Origin of the sequence: Salinibacterium sp. NG22, assembly GCF_015864925.1 — a bacterium.
Classification (GTDB): Bacteria; Actinomycetota; Actinomycetes; order Actinomycetales; family Microbacteriaceae; genus Rhodoglobus.
Window position 1 is genome coordinate 1226842 of the sequence record NZ_JADYWG010000001.1, and the last position, 13704, is coordinate 1240545.

A 13704-nucleotide genomic window follows, 5' to 3' on the forward strand; every position below is an offset into this window, starting at 1 on the left:
ATCTACAGCACCTCCGGTGCGAGCGAGATGATCTTCATGAACTTCTTGTCACGAAGTTCGCGGCCAACCGGCCCGAAGATGCGGGTACCACGGGGGTCTCCGCCATCGGACTTGAGGATTACAGCCGCGTTCTCATCGAACTTGATGTATGAGCCGTCTGGACGACGAGTCTGCTTGATAACGCGAACGATGACGGCCTTGACGACCTCACCCTTCTTGACGTTTCCGCCAGGAATCGCGTCTTTGACGGTTGCCACGATGACATCGCCGAGACCTGCGTAACGACGGCCTGAGCCACCGAGAACGCGAATCGTGAGGAGCTCCTTGGCGCCGGTGTTATCGGCAACCTTTACTCGGGATTCCTGCTGAAGCATTACTTAGCCTTTTCGAGGATCTCGACCAGACGCCAGCGCTTCGTAGCGCTGAGCGGACGGGTCTCGCTGATAAGTACGGAGTCACCGACGCCGGCCGTGTTGGCCTCGTCGTGAACCTTCACCTTGGAGTTACGGCGAACAACCTTGCCGTACAACGGGTGCTTTACGCGGTCTTCAACGATGACAACGATGGTCTTATCCATCTTGTCGCTCGTAACCAGTCCGCGACGGGTCTTACGGTACCCACGAGCGACCTCGGCGGTCGTCTCCGCGGTCTTCTTGTCTTCAACCTTGGCCATGACTACGCCTCCTTCGTCTCGTCAGCGGCGTCTGCTGCAGTCTCAACCGCGGCGTCTGCCTTCTTGGTGCTGCGCTTCTTGGTCTCCTTGGCGGGAGCCTCGACGGCAGCAGGGGTTGCACGGATGCCCAGCTCGCGCTCACGGATAACCGTGTAGATGCGGGAGATGTCGCGCTTTACAGCGCGAATACGTCCGTGGCTTTCCAGTTGACCAGTTGCGGCCTGGAAACGAAGGTTGAAAAGTTCTTCCTTCGACTTCTTCAGCTCGTCAACGAGTCGTTCGTCTTCAAAAGTGTCTAGCTCGACAGGGGCTAGCTCCTTGGATCCGATCGCCATTATGCGTCGCCCTCCTCGCGCTTGATGATGCGTGCCTTGAGGGGCAGCTTGTGAATTGCACGAGTGAGTGCTTCGCGCGCAGTCGTCTCGTCCACGCCGCTGAGCTCGAAGAGCACGCGACCTGGCTTGACGTTGGCGACCCACCACTCGGGCGAGCCCTTACCGGAACCCATGCGGGTTTCAGCGGGCTTTTTGGTGAGCGGGCGGTCGGGGTAGATGTTGATCCACACCTTTCCACCACGCTTGATGTGACGCGTCATTGCGATACGAGCTGCCTCAATCTGGCGGTTCGTAACGTATGCGGGCGTCAGAGCCTGAATACCGTACTCGCCAAACGACACCGTGGTTCCACCAGTAGCGTGGCCGCTACGGGAGGGGTGGTGCTGCTTGCGGTACTTGACCTTACGCGGAATCAACATTGTTATGCCTCAACTCCTGCTGCAACCGGTGCGTCGGCCTTGGGGGCTTCTGCCTTGGGTGCTTCAGCTTTCGGTGCGGACGAAGGGCCACCGGTGCGACGACCGCCACGGTCGCCACCATCGCGACGCTCTGGACGCGACGACTTCTGGTTAGCCTGCTCGCGAGCGAGCTCCTTGTTGGTGATGTCGCCCTTGTAGACCCACACCTTGACACCGATACGACCGAACGTGGTCTTAGCCTCGTAGAAGCCGTAGTCGATGTTTGCGCGCAGCGTGTGCAGCGGAACGCGACCTTCGCGGTAGTACTCTGAGCGGCTCATTTCTGCGCCACCCAAACGACCCGATACCTGGATGCGAACACCCTTGACCGAACCAACGCGCTGGGCGCCCTGAAGACCCTTGCGCATTGCACGACGGAAAGCGACACGAGCAGCAAGCTGCTCCGCAATTCCCTGTGCAACGAGCTGAGCTTCAGCCTCGGGGTTCTTGACCTCGAGGATGTTGAGCTGGATCTGCTTACCGGAGAGCTTCTCGAGCTCGCCACGAATACGCTCTGCTTCGGCGCCGCGGCGACCGATCACGATGCCCGGACGGGCAGTGTGAATGTCTACGCGAACGCGGTCACGGGTGCGCTCGATTTCAATGCGAGCAACACCTGCGCGGTCGAGGTTCGACTTGAGCAGGTTGCGGATCTTTACATCTTCCGCAACGTAGTCGCTGTAACGCTGACCCGGCTTGGTGCTGTCGGAGAACCAACGCGACACGTGGTCGGTGGTGATTCCCAGACGGAAACCGTAGGGGTTTACCTTCTGTCCCATTACTTCTTCCCTGCCTTGTCGGCCTCGGCTTCAACGACGTGGTCTGGCGTGGCCAGCACGACCGTGATGTGGCTTGTGCGCTTCAGGATCTGGAACGCGCGGCCCTGGGCACGCGGCTGGAAACGCTTGAGCGTTGCACCGTCGTCGACATAAGCCTTCGAGATGATCAGATCCTGTTCGTCCAGGAACGTGTTCGAAGCGTCTGCCTTGACTCGCGCATTCGCGATTGCAGATGCAACCAACTTGTAGACCGGCTCGCTCGCGCCCTGAGGTGCGAACTTCAAAATTGCCAGTGCTTCCTGTGCTTGCTTGCCGCGAATCATGTTGACAACGCGACGAGCCTTCATGGGGGTCACGCGGATGTGACGCACGCGTGCGATCGACTCCACCATTTCTCTACCTCCTCCACCACCGCGTTAGCGGCGGCGACCCTTCTTGTCGTCCTTCACGTGTCCACGGAAGGTACGGGTGGGCGAAAACTCGCCGAGCTTGTGCCCAACCATGGTTTCGGTGATGAACACCGGAATGTGCTTGCGACCATCGTGCACCGCGATCGTGTGACCCAGCATTGCTGGAACGATCATCGAGCGGCGCGACCAGGTCTTGATTACGTTCTTGCTCTTGGCTTCGTTCGCCTTGACAACCTTTTGTAGGAGGTGGTCGTCGACGAAGGGGCCCTTCTTCAGACTGCGTGGCATCTTCTGACTCTCCTACTACTTGCGCTTCTTGCCGACATTGCGGCGGCGAACGATGAGCTGGTCACTGGGCAGTTTGCGCTTACGTGTGCGCCCTTCTGCCTGGCCCCAAGGGGAAACGGGGTGACGTCCACCGGACGTCTTACCCTCACCACCACCGTGGGGGTGGTCAACAGGGTTCATGGCAACACCACGGACGGTCGGGCGAACGCCCTTCCAGCGCATGCGGCCGGCCTTTCCCCAGTTGATGTTCGACTGCTCGGCATTGCCGACCTCGCCGATCGTTGCGCGGCAACGAACGTCAACGTTGCGGATTTCACCGGAAGGCAAACGCAGCTGCGCGTAGGGGCCTTCTTTTGCAACGAGTCGAACTGATGCACCAGCGGAACGGGCCATCTTGGCGCCGCCACCGGGGCGAAGTTCAATCATGTGGATAACCGTACCGACGGGGATGTTCTTCATCGGGAGGTTGTTACCAGGCTTGATGTCTGCGCCGGGACCCGACTCAACAATGTCGCCCTGATTGAGCTTGTTCGGAGCAACGATGTAGCGCTTGGTGCCATCAACAAAGTGAAGCAGTGCGATACGTGCGGTGCGGTTGGGGTCGTACTCGATCTCGGCAACGCGGGCGTTTACGCCGTCTTTGTCGTTGCGCTTGAAGTCGATTACGCGGTACTGGCGCTTGTGGCCACCACCGATGTGACGAGTCGTGATGCGACCTGCGTTGTTGCGTCCACCAGTCTTCGGCAGAGGGCGCAGAAGCGACTTCTCCGGCGTTGAACGGGTGATCTCAGCAAAGTCTGCAACCGAGGATCCACGACGACCAGGCGTCGTGGGCTTGTACTTGCGAATAGCCATTAGTTTCTCCTTGGTCCCTAGCCGACAGCCGTGAAGATGTCGATAGAACCGGACTTAAGCGTGACGATGGCGCGCTTGGTGTCCTTGCGCTTGCCCATACCGAAACGGGTACGACGGGTCTTGCCCGTGCGGTTCAACGTGTTGACCGAGTCGACCTTGACGCTGAAGATCTTCTCAATAGCGAGCTTGATCTCGGTCTTGTTCGCACGGGGGTCTACCTCGAAGGTGTACTTGCCCATGTCGATCAGGTTGTAGCTCTTCTCAGAGACCACGGGAGCGATGATGATGTCGCGCGGGTCCTTGTACGTGACGGTCATGCGCTGACCTCTTCCTTGTTCGAAGACTTGGTGTTGAACGCAACGAACGCCTCGAAGGCGCCCTTGCTGAACACGATGTCGTCGCTGACGACGACGTCGTAGGCGTTGAGCTGGTCGTAAGCCAAGACGTGAACCGTGTCGAGGTTGCGAATGCTCTTGAGGCTGGTTGCATCTTCGCGCTGGAGAACAACGAGAACGTTCTTGCTCGGCGCGATGTTGTTCAGCAGAGCCAAGACCGACTTCGTCGAAGGCTTGCCGTCTACAGCGAGAGCGTCGATGACGTGAATGCGCTCACCGCGAGCCCGGTCGGACAACGTGCCGCGAAGTGCTGCAGCAATCATCTTCTTGGGGGTGCGCTGTGAGTAGTCACGCGGGTGCGGCCCGTGAACGATGCCACCACCCTTCATCTGAGGAGCACGGATCGAGCCCTGACGAGCGCGACCGGTTCCCTTCTGTTTGAACGGCTTGCGACCAGCACCCGAAACTTCACCGCGGCGCAGGGTGTTGTGCGTACCCTGACGTGCTGCTGCACGCTGTGCAACAACAACCTGGTGGATGAGCGGAACGTTGGTCTGCACGTCGAAGATCTCGGCGGGAAGTTCAACAGAGTCGACCTTCTTGCCCTTGGCGTCGATGACGTCGATGGAGGTAGCCATGTGTACTACGCCCCCTTCACTGCGTTGCGGACGAAGACGATACGGCCACGAGCACCGGGAACAGCGCCCTTGATGAGCACGAGTCCCTTCTCAAGGTCGATCGAGTGGACGGCGAGGTTCATGACCGTTACACGGTCACCACCCATACGACCGGCCATGCGCATGCCCTTGAAGACACGGCTGGGGGTCGACGAGGCGCCAATGGAACCAGGCTTGCGGTGGTTACGGTGCGAACCGTGGCTTGCAGATACACCCTTGAAGTTGTGACGCTTCATAACACCCGCGAAACCCTTACCCTTGCTCGTGCCGACAACGTCGACCTTCGAGCCTGGGGTGAAGATGTCGACTGCGAGCTCCTGGCCAACGGTGTATTCCGCGGCGTCAGGGGTGCGAATCTCGGTGAGGTGACGGCGAGGCGTAACACCTGCCTTGTCGAAGTGACCGGTAAGCGGCTTGTTGACCTTACGAGGGTCGATCTGGCCGTACGCGATCTGGACTGCGCTGTATCCATCAACCTCGGGGCTACGCAGCTGCGTAACCACATTCGGGGAGATTTCGACAACGGTCACGGGAACGAGCTTGTTGTTCTCGTCCCAAACCTGCGTCATGCCGAGCTTTGTGCCCAGCAGACCCTTAGTCGTCTTAGTTGTAGACATTATTTTCCTTATCGGCTCTGTCGCTCAATAACTGCGCGAGCTAAAGCTTGATCTCGATGTTGACGTCGGCCGGCAGGTCGAGACGCATAAGCGAATCCACAGCCTTGGGCGTCGGGTCGATGATGTCGATGAGCCGCTTGTGGGTGCGCTTCTCGAAGTGCTCGCGGCTGTCCTTGTACTTGTGGGGAGAACGGATAACTGCAATCACGTTCTTCTCGGTGGGCAGCGGCACCGGGCCTACTACCGTGGCACCCGCGCGGGTAACCGTGTCAACAATTTTGCGTGCCGACGAGTCGATGACCTCGTGGTCGTACGACTTAAGTCGAATGCGGATCTTTTGTCCCGCCATGACTGGCTCTCTTCCCTTAGTACTTTGGCTGCACTGCGTGCACCTGGGCTGTTCGACACCGGATGTTGCCACCCGAAGACGCTCAGCACTTTTGCTTTCGCACCACTATTTATCTGTCAAGTTCTTGCTGTCACTGCTTGTGATACCAACCCGCGAAGCCGCGAGGAGCACATGCCAGCGAACTGGCACAAGCGTCTCCCGCAGCACGAATTCTTTCGAATCGAATTGGGGAGTTGGTTAAGCTTGGTTCTGCTCCCCGCGGCCTAGCTACAACACGCTGTATAACTCACGCTCTGCGTGGGTCATACGATGTGGAACTATGCACTGCCTGGAAGTGATCCGCACGCACATGGCGGCGAAATGTTGAACTAGAAGAGTTTGTCACATCCACGCATTTACTGCAACCCGGGCGTGTCGGATTTTTACGGCACCGATCGGTGTCGTCCTGCTGACGGCGTGATGCCTCGATGTGAGCATCCACTACCGCCTGATAGCGGGACTTTTAGGGGGCCTCAGGCCAACGGCCGCACTAGCTCGTGAACGCCATCCACAAAGACGCTGGAGACCAGGGGAACCCCCGGCCGGTACGCCAAGTGACGGTAGTGCGGAGCATCCAGAATTTGGGCGTTTGCTCGCGCGCCGACCTTCAAGTGGCCGACGTCATCACGGCGCAAGGAACGTGCCCCTCCGAGCGTCGCCGACGTGACGGCTTCTAGCGACGTCATCCCCATTTCGCGCACCGCGAGGGCAATGCAGAACGGGAGGGATGAGGTGAAACTGGAGCCGGGATTGCAATCGCTGGCGAGCGCAACGGTCACTCCCGCGTCGAGGAGTCGTCGGGCATCCACGAACGGATGCTTGGTGGAGAACTCGACACCGGGAAGAAGTCCGGCGACCGTGCTGCTGCCGGCGAGCGCCTGCACGTCGTCATCGCTGAGATAGGTGCAGTGGTCGACACTCGCTGCGCCCAGCTCAACCGCGAGTTGCACAGCACCCGACTCCGCCAATTGTGCACCGTGCAGACGAGCGCCCAAGCCACGAGCCTGCCCGGCCCTGATGATGGCGCGCGTCTCGCCCTCGGTGAAGGCGCCGCTGTCGCAAAAAACATCGATCCAGCGCGAATGGGGAGCGCACGCCTCCAGCATGTCGCCCATGACGAGCGTGACGTAGGCGGCGCGATCGTCCGCGTACTCGGCCGGCACGACATGCGCACCCAGGAACGTGGTCTCGTCAGTGAGCGTGGCCGCGAGCCGCAACATCCGCGCCTCATCTGCAACGCTCAGACCGTAGCCGCTCTTGATTTCGACCGTCGTCGTGCCTTGGCGGCGCATCTCCGCAACCAGAGCGGTCGCGTTCGCGAGCAACTCAGCGTCAGTCGCTGCGCGCGAAAGTGCGACCGTGCGACGGATTCCGCCCGCCTCGTAGCGACGGCCAGCCATGCGGGCCTCAAACTCAGCCGAGCGGTCCCCTGCGAAGAGGATGTGGCTATGGCTGTCAACGAAACCGGGGAGCACACAGCGGCCAGCGGCATCCACTCGCCCGTCAGCAGCAGGAGTATCGACCGACGCACCCCACCAAACCACGCGACCCTCGTCGAATACGAGGGCGGCATCGGCGATCTCGGGACGCTCGTCATCATGCGTGAGCAATAGGCCAATGTTCTCGATCACCGTGCTTGTCATCGCAGCGCCATTCCCGCGATTGCTTCGAGAATGCAGAGTGCCACCAAGCGCACCGTTCGTTCGTCAGGAGCGTCGGCGGCAGCATCCACCTCGACGAGATCAATCGAGGAGACCGCCGGATGCGCGGCAGCGAGCCGTGCGGCCGTGCGCAACTCAATCGCCGAGATGCCACCCGGCACCGACGCGGGGCAACCGGGAGCAACCGAGCGATCACACACATCGACATCAAGATCGACGTGGATAGGCCCGCCCGCCGCGCCAGCGATCTCCAGCGCCTGCGCCATCACCTTCTCCATCGAGCGCGAACGCAACTCGTCACGGGTAATGACCGTGATTCCTGCCTCGCGCGCCCGCTCGGCGTACGCCAGCGAGTTCGCGAGCGGCTCAATGCCGATCTGCACCACACGACTGCCATCGAGGCCGGCCTCAAGAAGGCGACGCACGGGTGAACCATTACTGGTGCCGTCTCGTAGGTCGTAGTGAGCATCGAGCGTGATCAATCCAGCCGACTCGATCTCTGAACCCCACCGCCCCAACGCCGTCGGCACCGTCGCCGCATTGTCTCCGCCCAGGGCGATAACGAGCTCAGCCCGCAACTGCGCCACCGCATCAATCGCACCCTGCTCATTCAGATCAGGCTCGCGCACGGTGCCGGCGTCTACGATCCGAAGATCAGACAGCGCGGCATAACGACGAAGTGCCTCACGAACCGCAGCGGGAGTCGTGTGAGCCTGCGTCGGCGAGAGTGACGTGCGCGACGTCGGCATACCGATGAGTGCGACATCCGCCCACTCGTCGTCAACCGGCGAAGGCCAATCCCCCGCACGCGGCCACAGCGGATCAGCGTTGAGCATTGTGATCCTTCGTGAGCGGAGCCTCGTTCATGGGGATGCGAACGCCGAGATCATCAGCGACCGCAATAGCCTCATCGTAGCCAGCATCGACGTGACGGATCACGCCCATACCGGGATCATTCGTGAGCACGCGCTCAAGCTTCTGGGCAGAGAGCTCGGTGCCGTCAGCGACCGTCACCTGACCGGCGTGGATCGACCGGCCGATGCCAACACCGCCACCGTGATGAATGGAGACCCACGTTGCGCCCGATGACGTGTTCACGAGCGCGTTGAGCAGCGGCCAGTCGGCGATGGCATCCGAACCATCCTTCATGGCTTCGGTCTCCCGATACGGCGACGCGACAGAGCCGCTATCGAGATGATCGCGCCCGATCGCCAGCGGTGCGGCCAGCTCTCCCGACGCCACCATCTCATTGAACTTCAGCCCAGCCTTGTCGCGCTCGCCATAGCCGAGCCAACAGATGCGGGCAGGAAGGCCCTGGAAGTGCACGCGCTCTCCCGCAAGCTTGATCCAGCGCGCGAGCGATTCGTTCTCAGGGAACAACTCGAGAATCGCCTTGTCTGTCTTGTGGATGTCGCTGGCTTCGCCACTGAGAGCGGCCCACCGGAACGGGCCCTTGCCCTCCGCAAACAATGGACGAATGTAGGCCGGCACGAACCCGGGGAAAGCAAACGCATCGGCATACCCGGCCGCGAGTGCCTCCGTGCGCAAGTTATTGCCATAGTCGAAGACCTCGGCACCCTGACGTTGGAAGCCCACCATCGCTTCGACATGGATCGCCATCGACTCGCGAGCACGCTGAGCGAAGACAGGATGGCTGCGGGCACTCTGCCAGTCATGGAAGTCCACGCCGAGAGGAAGGTAAGCGAGAGGATCGTGGGCGCTCGTCTGGTCAGTGACGATATCGATCGGCGCACCCATGGCCAGCAACTCAGGGACGGCAGCAGCCGCATTGGCGAGCACCCCAATCGAGAGCGGCTTCTTCGCATCGCGCGCGGTAACAGCGAGTTCGACCGCGTGCGCGAGCGACTTCGCCTCAACGTCGAGGTAGCCGTGATCGATGCGACGCGTGATGCGGCTCTGGTCAACATCAATACAGATCGCAACACCGTCGTTCATGGTTACGGCAAGCGGCTGAGCGCCACCCATGCCTCCGAGGCCAGCCGTGAGGGTGATGGTGCCAGCGAGAGTGCCACCGAATCGCTTAGCCGCGACTGCAGAGAAGGTCTCGTAGGTGCCTTGCAGAATGCCCTGCGTGCCAATGTAGATCCACGATCCTGCTGTCATTTGGCCGTACATGGTGAGGCCAAGCTGCTCGAGACGACGGAACTCATCCCAGTTGGCCCAGTCGCCAACCAAGTTGGAGTTTGCCAACAACACCCGTGGAGCCCACTCGTGGGTCTGCATCACACCGACGGGCTTGCCTGATTGAACAAGCAGCGTCTCGTCACCTTTGAGGGTCGTGAGCGAACGAACAATCGCGTGATAGCTGGGCCAATTACGCGCAGCCTTGCCCGTGCCGCCATAGACGACGAGATCTTCCGGGTGCTCGGCGACCTCAGGGTCGAGGTTGTTCTGGAGCATGCGCAAAGCACCCTCCTGCTGCCAGCCAAGAGTGTTGAGTGTGGAACCGCGGTGTGCCTGAATCATGACGTCTCCTAGCTGAGTTCGGTAATAGTGCGTGCGGCGGACAAGAGCGCACCCGACTGCACAAGCGCAACGCTCGCGGCAATGTCGGGCGCCAAGTAGCGGTCGGGCCCTGCAGCGGGAACGTGCTGGCGCAGGTTCGCGATCACCGCCGCTGATACCGGTGACGGTCGCTCGCCACGCATCTCGATCCCGCGTGCCGACGTCAGCAACTCAATGGCGATCACTCGTGATAACCCATCGATACTGCGGCGAAGTTTCAAACCAGCGCTCCACCCCATGGAGACGTGGTCTTCCTGCATCGCGCTCGTCGGAATTGAATCAACGGATGCCGGAGCCGCCAACCTCTTCATCTCACTGACGATTCCCGCCTGGGTGTACTGCGCGATCATGTGCCCAGAGTCCACCCCGGGATCATCGGCCAGGAACGCGTTGAGCCCGCCGCTGCGATTGCTGTCAAGGAAGCGGTCAGTGCGACGCTCGCTCATGCTCGCAACATCGGCGGCAACAATCGCGAGGAAATCGAGAGCGTAGCCCACCGGCGCCCCATGGAAATTACCGTTGGATTCCAGCCGGCCATCCACCGTCACCACCGGGTTATCGATCGCGCTCATGAGCTCGCGCTCGGCCACCCGACGCGTGTGATCTACCGTGTCGCGCGCCGCTCCGTGCACTTGCGGCGCGCACCGCAACGAGTAGGCATCCTGCACTCGCGTGAAGCCGCTCGTGGCGTGGGCCGCGATCGTGTCGGAGTCGCGCAACACCGCGCGCATGTTGGCCGCCGACTGCGCCTGGCCCGGATGCGGCCGGAGGGCGTGCAGATCCTCCGCGAAGACTCGGTCGGTTCCGGCCAGACCCTCCACGCTCATGGCAGCGGACAGATCGGCGGTGGTGAGCAACGCCTCAAGATCAGTAATCGCCAGCGACAGCATGCCGAGCATCCCATCGGTGCCGTTGATCAGCGCCAAGCCCTCTTTTTCGTGCAAGACAACGGGGGTAATGCCGGCAGCTGTGAGAGCAGCGGATGCCGGCAGCTGCTCGCCCGCAACCCGTACGTCGCCTTCGCCCATCACCGCTAACGCGCAGTGCGCGAGCGGTGCGAGGTCACCGGAACAGCCGAGGCTGCCGTACTCACCGACGATTGGGGTGATGCCCGCATTGAGCACTGCCGCATAGGTTTCGGCAACGAGGGGCCGCACACCCGTGCGCCCGGTGGCCATCGTGGAGAGGCGCAGCAACATCGTCGCACGCACCACTTCGTCGGCAATTTCTGCACCGGAACTTGCGGCGTGACTGCGCACGAGTGACCGCTGCAGCTGCAGCCGCTGCTCCGGGGCGATGTGTTTCGTCGCCAGCGCGCCAAAACCGGTGGAGACACCGTAGTGCGGGCGCACGTCGTCGGCCAACGCTTCGATCACCGCACGCGAGGCAACCATCGCGCTCGTCGCTTCGGCCGAGATCGTGACGGGTGCACCGTGGCGCGCGACCGCCACAACATCGGAGATGCTCACGGCGCCGACGCCGATGGTCACTGTCTGGCTGGGGGCTGAGGTCATGATCCCAGTGAACGCGCATCGCCCCTCCGCCACGAGTGGATATCGCGATATGGTGTCTGAAATACCAGACAGGAGCCCTGTGTCCAACATTCCTGCCGCGCGCAACACCATGGCCGTGCTGCGACACCTCGCGACCCGCAAAGGGCCAGTGCCCGCCTCTGCTTTGGCGCGCGAGCTAGCGCTCCCCCGGTCATCCGTCTACCAGCTGCTTACCGTCATGATCGACGAAGGCTTCGTGGTGCATTACCCCGAAGACCGCACCTATGGGTTGAGCTCCCTCGTCTCCGAGATCGGCACGTCTGCGCTGCGTAGCGAACGACTCTCCGCACTCGCTAGCCCGCTCATGCGGAGCCTCGCCGCCGAGGCCCCAATCCCGGTTGTCGCGCACCTTGCCGTGCTCAGCGGTGCCGATGTCAGTTACGCCGCCCGAGTGCAAGGAACCCGGGCGCCCACCACTGTTTCGGCTGTTGGTGTAAAACTCCCCGCGCATTTGACCGCGACCGGTCGAGCCATGCTCGCGCAACTGACAGCTCCGCAAGTGCGGGCGCTGTATCCCTCACGCAGTAGCCTCACTCGACGCCAGACTGCCGGGCCGAACACACTGGCAGAACTCGACCGGTTGCTGGCTGCGACTCGTGAGCGCGGCTGGGCCAGCGAAGTGGGCGACATCACTGCGGAGTACGCCTCGGTGGGCGCTGCGGCGTTCGACCGCAATGGCTATCCTTCGGCAGCGATCGGGCTGACCTTCAGAACGGATGCCGTCGATGACCAGTGGGACGAGCTCGGTCAGGCCACAGTGGCCGCCGCTCGCGCCCTCACCTCGCGGCTCACCGGCCGCGCTGGTTAAACGACGAAGGGCCGAGCCTTTCGGCTCGACCCTCGTCGTAATTAGTTACTGAGCTTACGCCAGAACCTTGGTTACCTTACCGGCACCTACGGTACGTCCACCCTCACGGATGGCGAAGCCGAGGCCCTCTTCCATGGCGATGGGCTGAATAAGCTCAACGGTCATGTCAGTGGTGTCGCCAGGCATAACCATCTCGGTGCCCTCAGGCAACGTGATGACGCCGGTGACGTCGGTGGTACGGAAGTAGAACTGCGGACGGTAGTTCGCGTAGAACGGGTTGTGACGCCCACCCTCATCCTTTGACAGGATGTATGCGGTTCCCTCGAAGTTCGTGTGAGGAGTAACGGAACCAGGCTTAACAACAACCTGTCCACGCTCAACATCTTCACGCTTGGTTCCGCGGAGAAGCAGACCACAGTTCTCGCCAGCCCATGCTTCGTCGAGCTGCTTGTGGAACATCTCGATACCAGTGACCGTGGTCTTCTGGGTCGGACGGATTCCAACAATCTCAACGTCAGAGTTGATCGAAAGCGTTCCACGCTCGGCGCGGCCCGTAACAACGGTTCCACGACCAGTGATCGTGAAGACGTCTTCAACCGGCATCAAGAACGGCTTGTCCTTGTCGCGGATGGGGTCAGGAACGTTCTCGTCAACAGCATCCATGAGGTCGAGGATGGACTGGGTCCACTTCTCGTCGCCCTCAAGAGCCTTGAGACCTGAAACCTGGACAACAGGAACGTTGTCACCGTCGAAGCCCTGGCTGGAGAGGAGTTCGCGAACCTCGAGCTCAACGAGCTCAAGGATCTCTTCGTCATCTACCATGTCGGACTTGTTGAGTGCAACGAGCAGGTAAGGAACACCAACCTGCTTCGCGAGCAGAACGTGCTCGCGAGTCTGAGCCATCGGTCCGTCGGTCGCTGCAACCACGAGGATTGCACCGTCCATCTGAGCTGCACCGGTGATCATGTTCTTGATGTAGTCAGCGTGGCCCGGAGCGTCTACGTGTGCGTAGTGGCGCTTGGGGGTCTCGTACTCAACGTGCGAGATGTTGATTGTGATGCCGCGTTGACGTTCTTCCGGAGCCGAGTCAATCGACGAGAAGTCGCGCTGCACGTTCGTCGCCGAAGGGTACTTGTCAGCAAGTACCTTCGAGATCGCTGCCGTGAGCGTGGTCTTTCCGTGGTCAACGTGACCGATGGTTCCGATGTTTACGTGCGGCTTGGTCCGCTCGAACTTGGCCTTAGCCACTGTGGGTCCTCCTCAGGACTCGGTTGCTCTGCACCCGACGACTTTTCACTGCCGAATGTTTCGCAAGTTGGTGTGTATCTATGTTAGTTGCGC

General features: G+C 61.1%; 18 protein-coding genes. 1 reads left to right on the forward strand and 17 read right to left on the reverse strand.

Features of this window, described 5'->3' with window-relative positions:
- Positions 1 to 2 precede the first annotated feature (2 nt).
- From rplN to hutH, 16 genes are all read right to left on the reverse strand, one after another.
- The gene (gene rplN, locus I6E81_RS06040) at positions 3 to 374 is read right to left on the reverse strand and encodes a 50S ribosomal protein L14 (protein ID WP_100388198.1); all 372 of its coding nucleotides are present in this window, start codon (positions 372 to 374) and stop codon (positions 3 to 5) included.
- Positions 374 to 673 (reverse strand): 30S ribosomal protein S17, encoded by a 300-nt coding sequence (rpsQ, locus tag I6E81_RS06045; RefSeq protein WP_197106456.1) that lies wholly within the window; start codon positions 671 to 673, stop codon positions 374 to 376. The genes rplN and rpsQ overlap by 1 nt, the downstream gene beginning before the upstream one ends.
- A gap of 2 nt (positions 674 to 675) precedes the next feature.
- Positions 676 to 1008: a 50S ribosomal protein L29 gene (rpmC, locus tag I6E81_RS14540; RefSeq protein WP_197106457.1), complete on the reverse strand. Its 333-nt coding sequence runs from the start codon at positions 1006 to 1008 to the stop codon at positions 676 to 678.
- A complete protein-coding gene (gene rplP, locus I6E81_RS06055; protein ID WP_009773124.1) occupies positions 1008 to 1427 on the reverse strand; it encodes a 50S ribosomal protein L16 in 420 nt (139 codons plus the stop codon). The genes rpmC and rplP overlap by 1 nt, the downstream gene beginning before the upstream one ends.
- 2 nt (positions 1428 to 1429) lie before the next feature.
- Positions 1430 to 2245: a 30S ribosomal protein S3 gene (rpsC, locus tag I6E81_RS06060; RefSeq protein ID WP_197106458.1), complete on the reverse strand. Its 816-nt coding sequence runs from the start codon at positions 2243 to 2245 to the stop codon at positions 1430 to 1432.
- Positions 2245 to 2637 carry a 50S ribosomal protein L22 gene (rplV, locus tag I6E81_RS06065; protein WP_197106459.1) on the reverse strand — a complete coding sequence of 131 codons (393 nt, stop codon included), beginning with the start codon at positions 2635 to 2637 and terminating at the stop codon, positions 2245 to 2247. The genes rpsC and rplV overlap by 1 nt, the downstream gene beginning before the upstream one ends.
- A 24-nt stretch (positions 2638 to 2661) precedes the next feature.
- A complete protein-coding gene (rpsS, locus tag I6E81_RS06070) occupies positions 2662 to 2943 on the reverse strand; it encodes a 30S ribosomal protein S19 (protein ID WP_009773127.1) in 282 nt (93 codons plus the stop codon).
- Positions 2944 to 2958: 15 nt separating this feature from the next.
- Positions 2959 to 3798: a 50S ribosomal protein L2 gene (rplB, locus tag I6E81_RS06075; RefSeq protein ID WP_197106460.1), complete on the reverse strand. Its 840-nt coding sequence runs from the start codon at positions 3796 to 3798 to the stop codon at positions 2959 to 2961.
- 17 nt (positions 3799 to 3815) lie between these two features.
- The gene (gene rplW, locus I6E81_RS06080) at positions 3816 to 4115 is read right to left on the reverse strand and encodes a 50S ribosomal protein L23 (protein ID WP_010203832.1); all 300 of its coding nucleotides are present in this window, start codon (positions 4113 to 4115) and stop codon (positions 3816 to 3818) included.
- Positions 4112 to 4771, reverse strand: coding sequence for a 50S ribosomal protein L4 (rplD, locus tag I6E81_RS06085; protein ID WP_197106461.1), 660 nt, complete (start codon positions 4769 to 4771; stop codon positions 4112 to 4114). Before rplD ends, rplW begins: the two co-directional genes overlap by 4 nt.
- 5 nt (positions 4772 to 4776) lie before the next feature.
- The gene (gene rplC / locus I6E81_RS06090) at positions 4777 to 5427 is read right to left on the reverse strand and encodes a 50S ribosomal protein L3 (protein ID WP_197106462.1); all 651 of its coding nucleotides are present in this window, start codon (positions 5425 to 5427) and stop codon (positions 4777 to 4779) included.
- Positions 5428 to 5467: 40 nt separating this feature from the next.
- Positions 5468 to 5776 carry a 30S ribosomal protein S10 gene (rpsJ, locus tag I6E81_RS06095; RefSeq protein ID WP_009773132.1) on the reverse strand — a complete coding sequence of 103 codons (309 nt, stop codon included), beginning with the start codon at positions 5774 to 5776 and terminating at the stop codon, positions 5468 to 5470.
- Positions 5777 to 6288: 512 nt separating this feature from the next.
- Complete coding sequence (gene hutI / locus I6E81_RS06100; protein ID WP_197106463.1) at positions 6289 to 7458, reverse strand: imidazolonepropionase; 1170 nt, start codon at positions 7456 to 7458, stop codon at positions 6289 to 6291.
- Positions 7455 to 8312, reverse strand: coding sequence for an arginase family protein (locus I6E81_RS06105; protein WP_197106464.1), 858 nt, complete (start codon positions 8310 to 8312; stop codon positions 7455 to 7457). Before I6E81_RS06105 ends, hutI begins: the two co-directional genes overlap by 4 nt.
- Entirely contained in the window at positions 8299 to 9963 is a 1665-nt protein-coding gene (gene hutU / locus I6E81_RS06110; protein ID WP_197106465.1) for a urocanate hydratase, read from the reverse strand. Before hutU ends, I6E81_RS06105 begins: the two co-directional genes overlap by 14 nt.
- A gap of 8 nt (positions 9964 to 9971) precedes the next feature.
- Positions 9972 to 11516, reverse strand: coding sequence for a histidine ammonia-lyase (gene hutH, locus I6E81_RS06115; RefSeq protein ID WP_197106466.1), 1545 nt, complete (start codon positions 11514 to 11516; stop codon positions 9972 to 9974).
- 79 nt (positions 11517 to 11595) lie between these two features.
- Between hutH and I6E81_RS06120 the strand changes: the two genes are divergently transcribed.
- On the forward strand, positions 11596 to 12363 hold the full coding sequence (locus I6E81_RS06120) for an IclR family transcriptional regulator (RefSeq protein ID WP_197106467.1): 768 nt from the start codon (positions 11596 to 11598) through the stop codon (positions 12361 to 12363).
- A 54-nt stretch (positions 12364 to 12417) separates the two neighbouring features.
- Here I6E81_RS06120 and tuf read toward each other — a convergent pair whose 3' ends face one another.
- On the reverse strand, positions 12418 to 13611 hold the full coding sequence (gene tuf / locus I6E81_RS06125) for an elongation factor Tu (RefSeq protein ID WP_197106468.1): 1194 nt from the start codon (positions 13609 to 13611) through the stop codon (positions 12418 to 12420).
- Positions 13612 to 13704: the final 93 nt, after the last annotated feature.

What these genes read in the sequence shown, in the direction of transcription:
- rplB (WP_197106460.1), bottom strand. Translation starts at nt 3,798, where the DNA reads ATGGCTATTCGCAAGTACAAGCCCACGACGCCTGGTCGTCGTGGATCC.
- rplP (WP_009773124.1), bottom strand. Translation starts at nt 1,427, where the DNA reads ATGTTGATTCCGCGTAAGGTCAAGTACCGCAAGCAGCACCACCCCTCC.
- rpsJ (WP_009773132.1), bottom strand. Translation starts at nt 5,776, where the DNA reads ATGGCGGGACAAAAGATCCGCATTCGACTTAAGTCGTACGACCACGAG.
- rpsS (WP_009773127.1), bottom strand. Translation starts at nt 2,943, where the DNA reads ATGCCACGCAGTCTGAAGAAGGGCCCCTTCGTCGACGACCACCTCCTA.
- rplD (WP_197106461.1), bottom strand. Translation starts at nt 4,771, where the DNA reads ATGGCTACCTCCATCGACGTCATCGACGCCAAGGGCAAGAAGGTCGAC.
- rplW (WP_010203832.1), bottom strand. Translation starts at nt 4,115, where the DNA reads ATGACCGTCACGTACAAGGACCCGCGCGACATCATCATCGCTCCCGTG.
- rpmC (WP_197106457.1), bottom strand. Translation starts at nt 1,008, where the DNA reads ATGGCGATCGGATCCAAGGAGCTAGCCCCTGTCGAGCTAGACACTTTT.
- rpsQ (WP_197106456.1), bottom strand. Translation starts at nt 673, where the DNA reads ATGGCCAAGGTTGAAGACAAGAAGACCGCGGAGACGACCGCCGAGGTC.
- I6E81_RS06105 (WP_197106464.1), bottom strand. Translation starts at nt 8,312, where the DNA reads ATGCTCAACGCTGATCCGCTGTGGCCGCGTGCGGGGGATTGGCCTTCG.
- hutU (WP_197106465.1), bottom strand. Translation starts at nt 9,963, where the DNA reads ATGATTCAGGCACACCGCGGTTCCACACTCAACACTCTTGGCTGGCAG.
- rplN (WP_100388198.1), bottom strand. Translation starts at nt 374, where the DNA reads ATGCTTCAGCAGGAATCCCGAGTAAAGGTTGCCGATAACACCGGCGCC.
- hutI (WP_197106463.1), bottom strand. Translation starts at nt 7,458, where the DNA reads ATGACAAGCACGGTGATCGAGAACATTGGCCTATTGCTCACGCATGAT.
- rplV (WP_197106459.1), bottom strand. Translation starts at nt 2,637, where the DNA reads ATGGTGGAGTCGATCGCACGCGTGCGTCACATCCGCGTGACCCCCATG.
- rpsC (WP_197106458.1), bottom strand. Translation starts at nt 2,245, where the DNA reads ATGGGACAGAAGGTAAACCCCTACGGTTTCCGTCTGGGAATCACCACC.
- rplC (WP_197106462.1), bottom strand. Translation starts at nt 5,427, where the DNA reads ATGTCTACAACTAAGACGACTAAGGGTCTGCTGGGCACAAAGCTCGGC.
- hutH (WP_197106466.1), bottom strand. Translation starts at nt 11,516, where the DNA reads ATGACCTCAGCCCCCAGCCAGACAGTGACCATCGGCGTCGGCGCCGTG.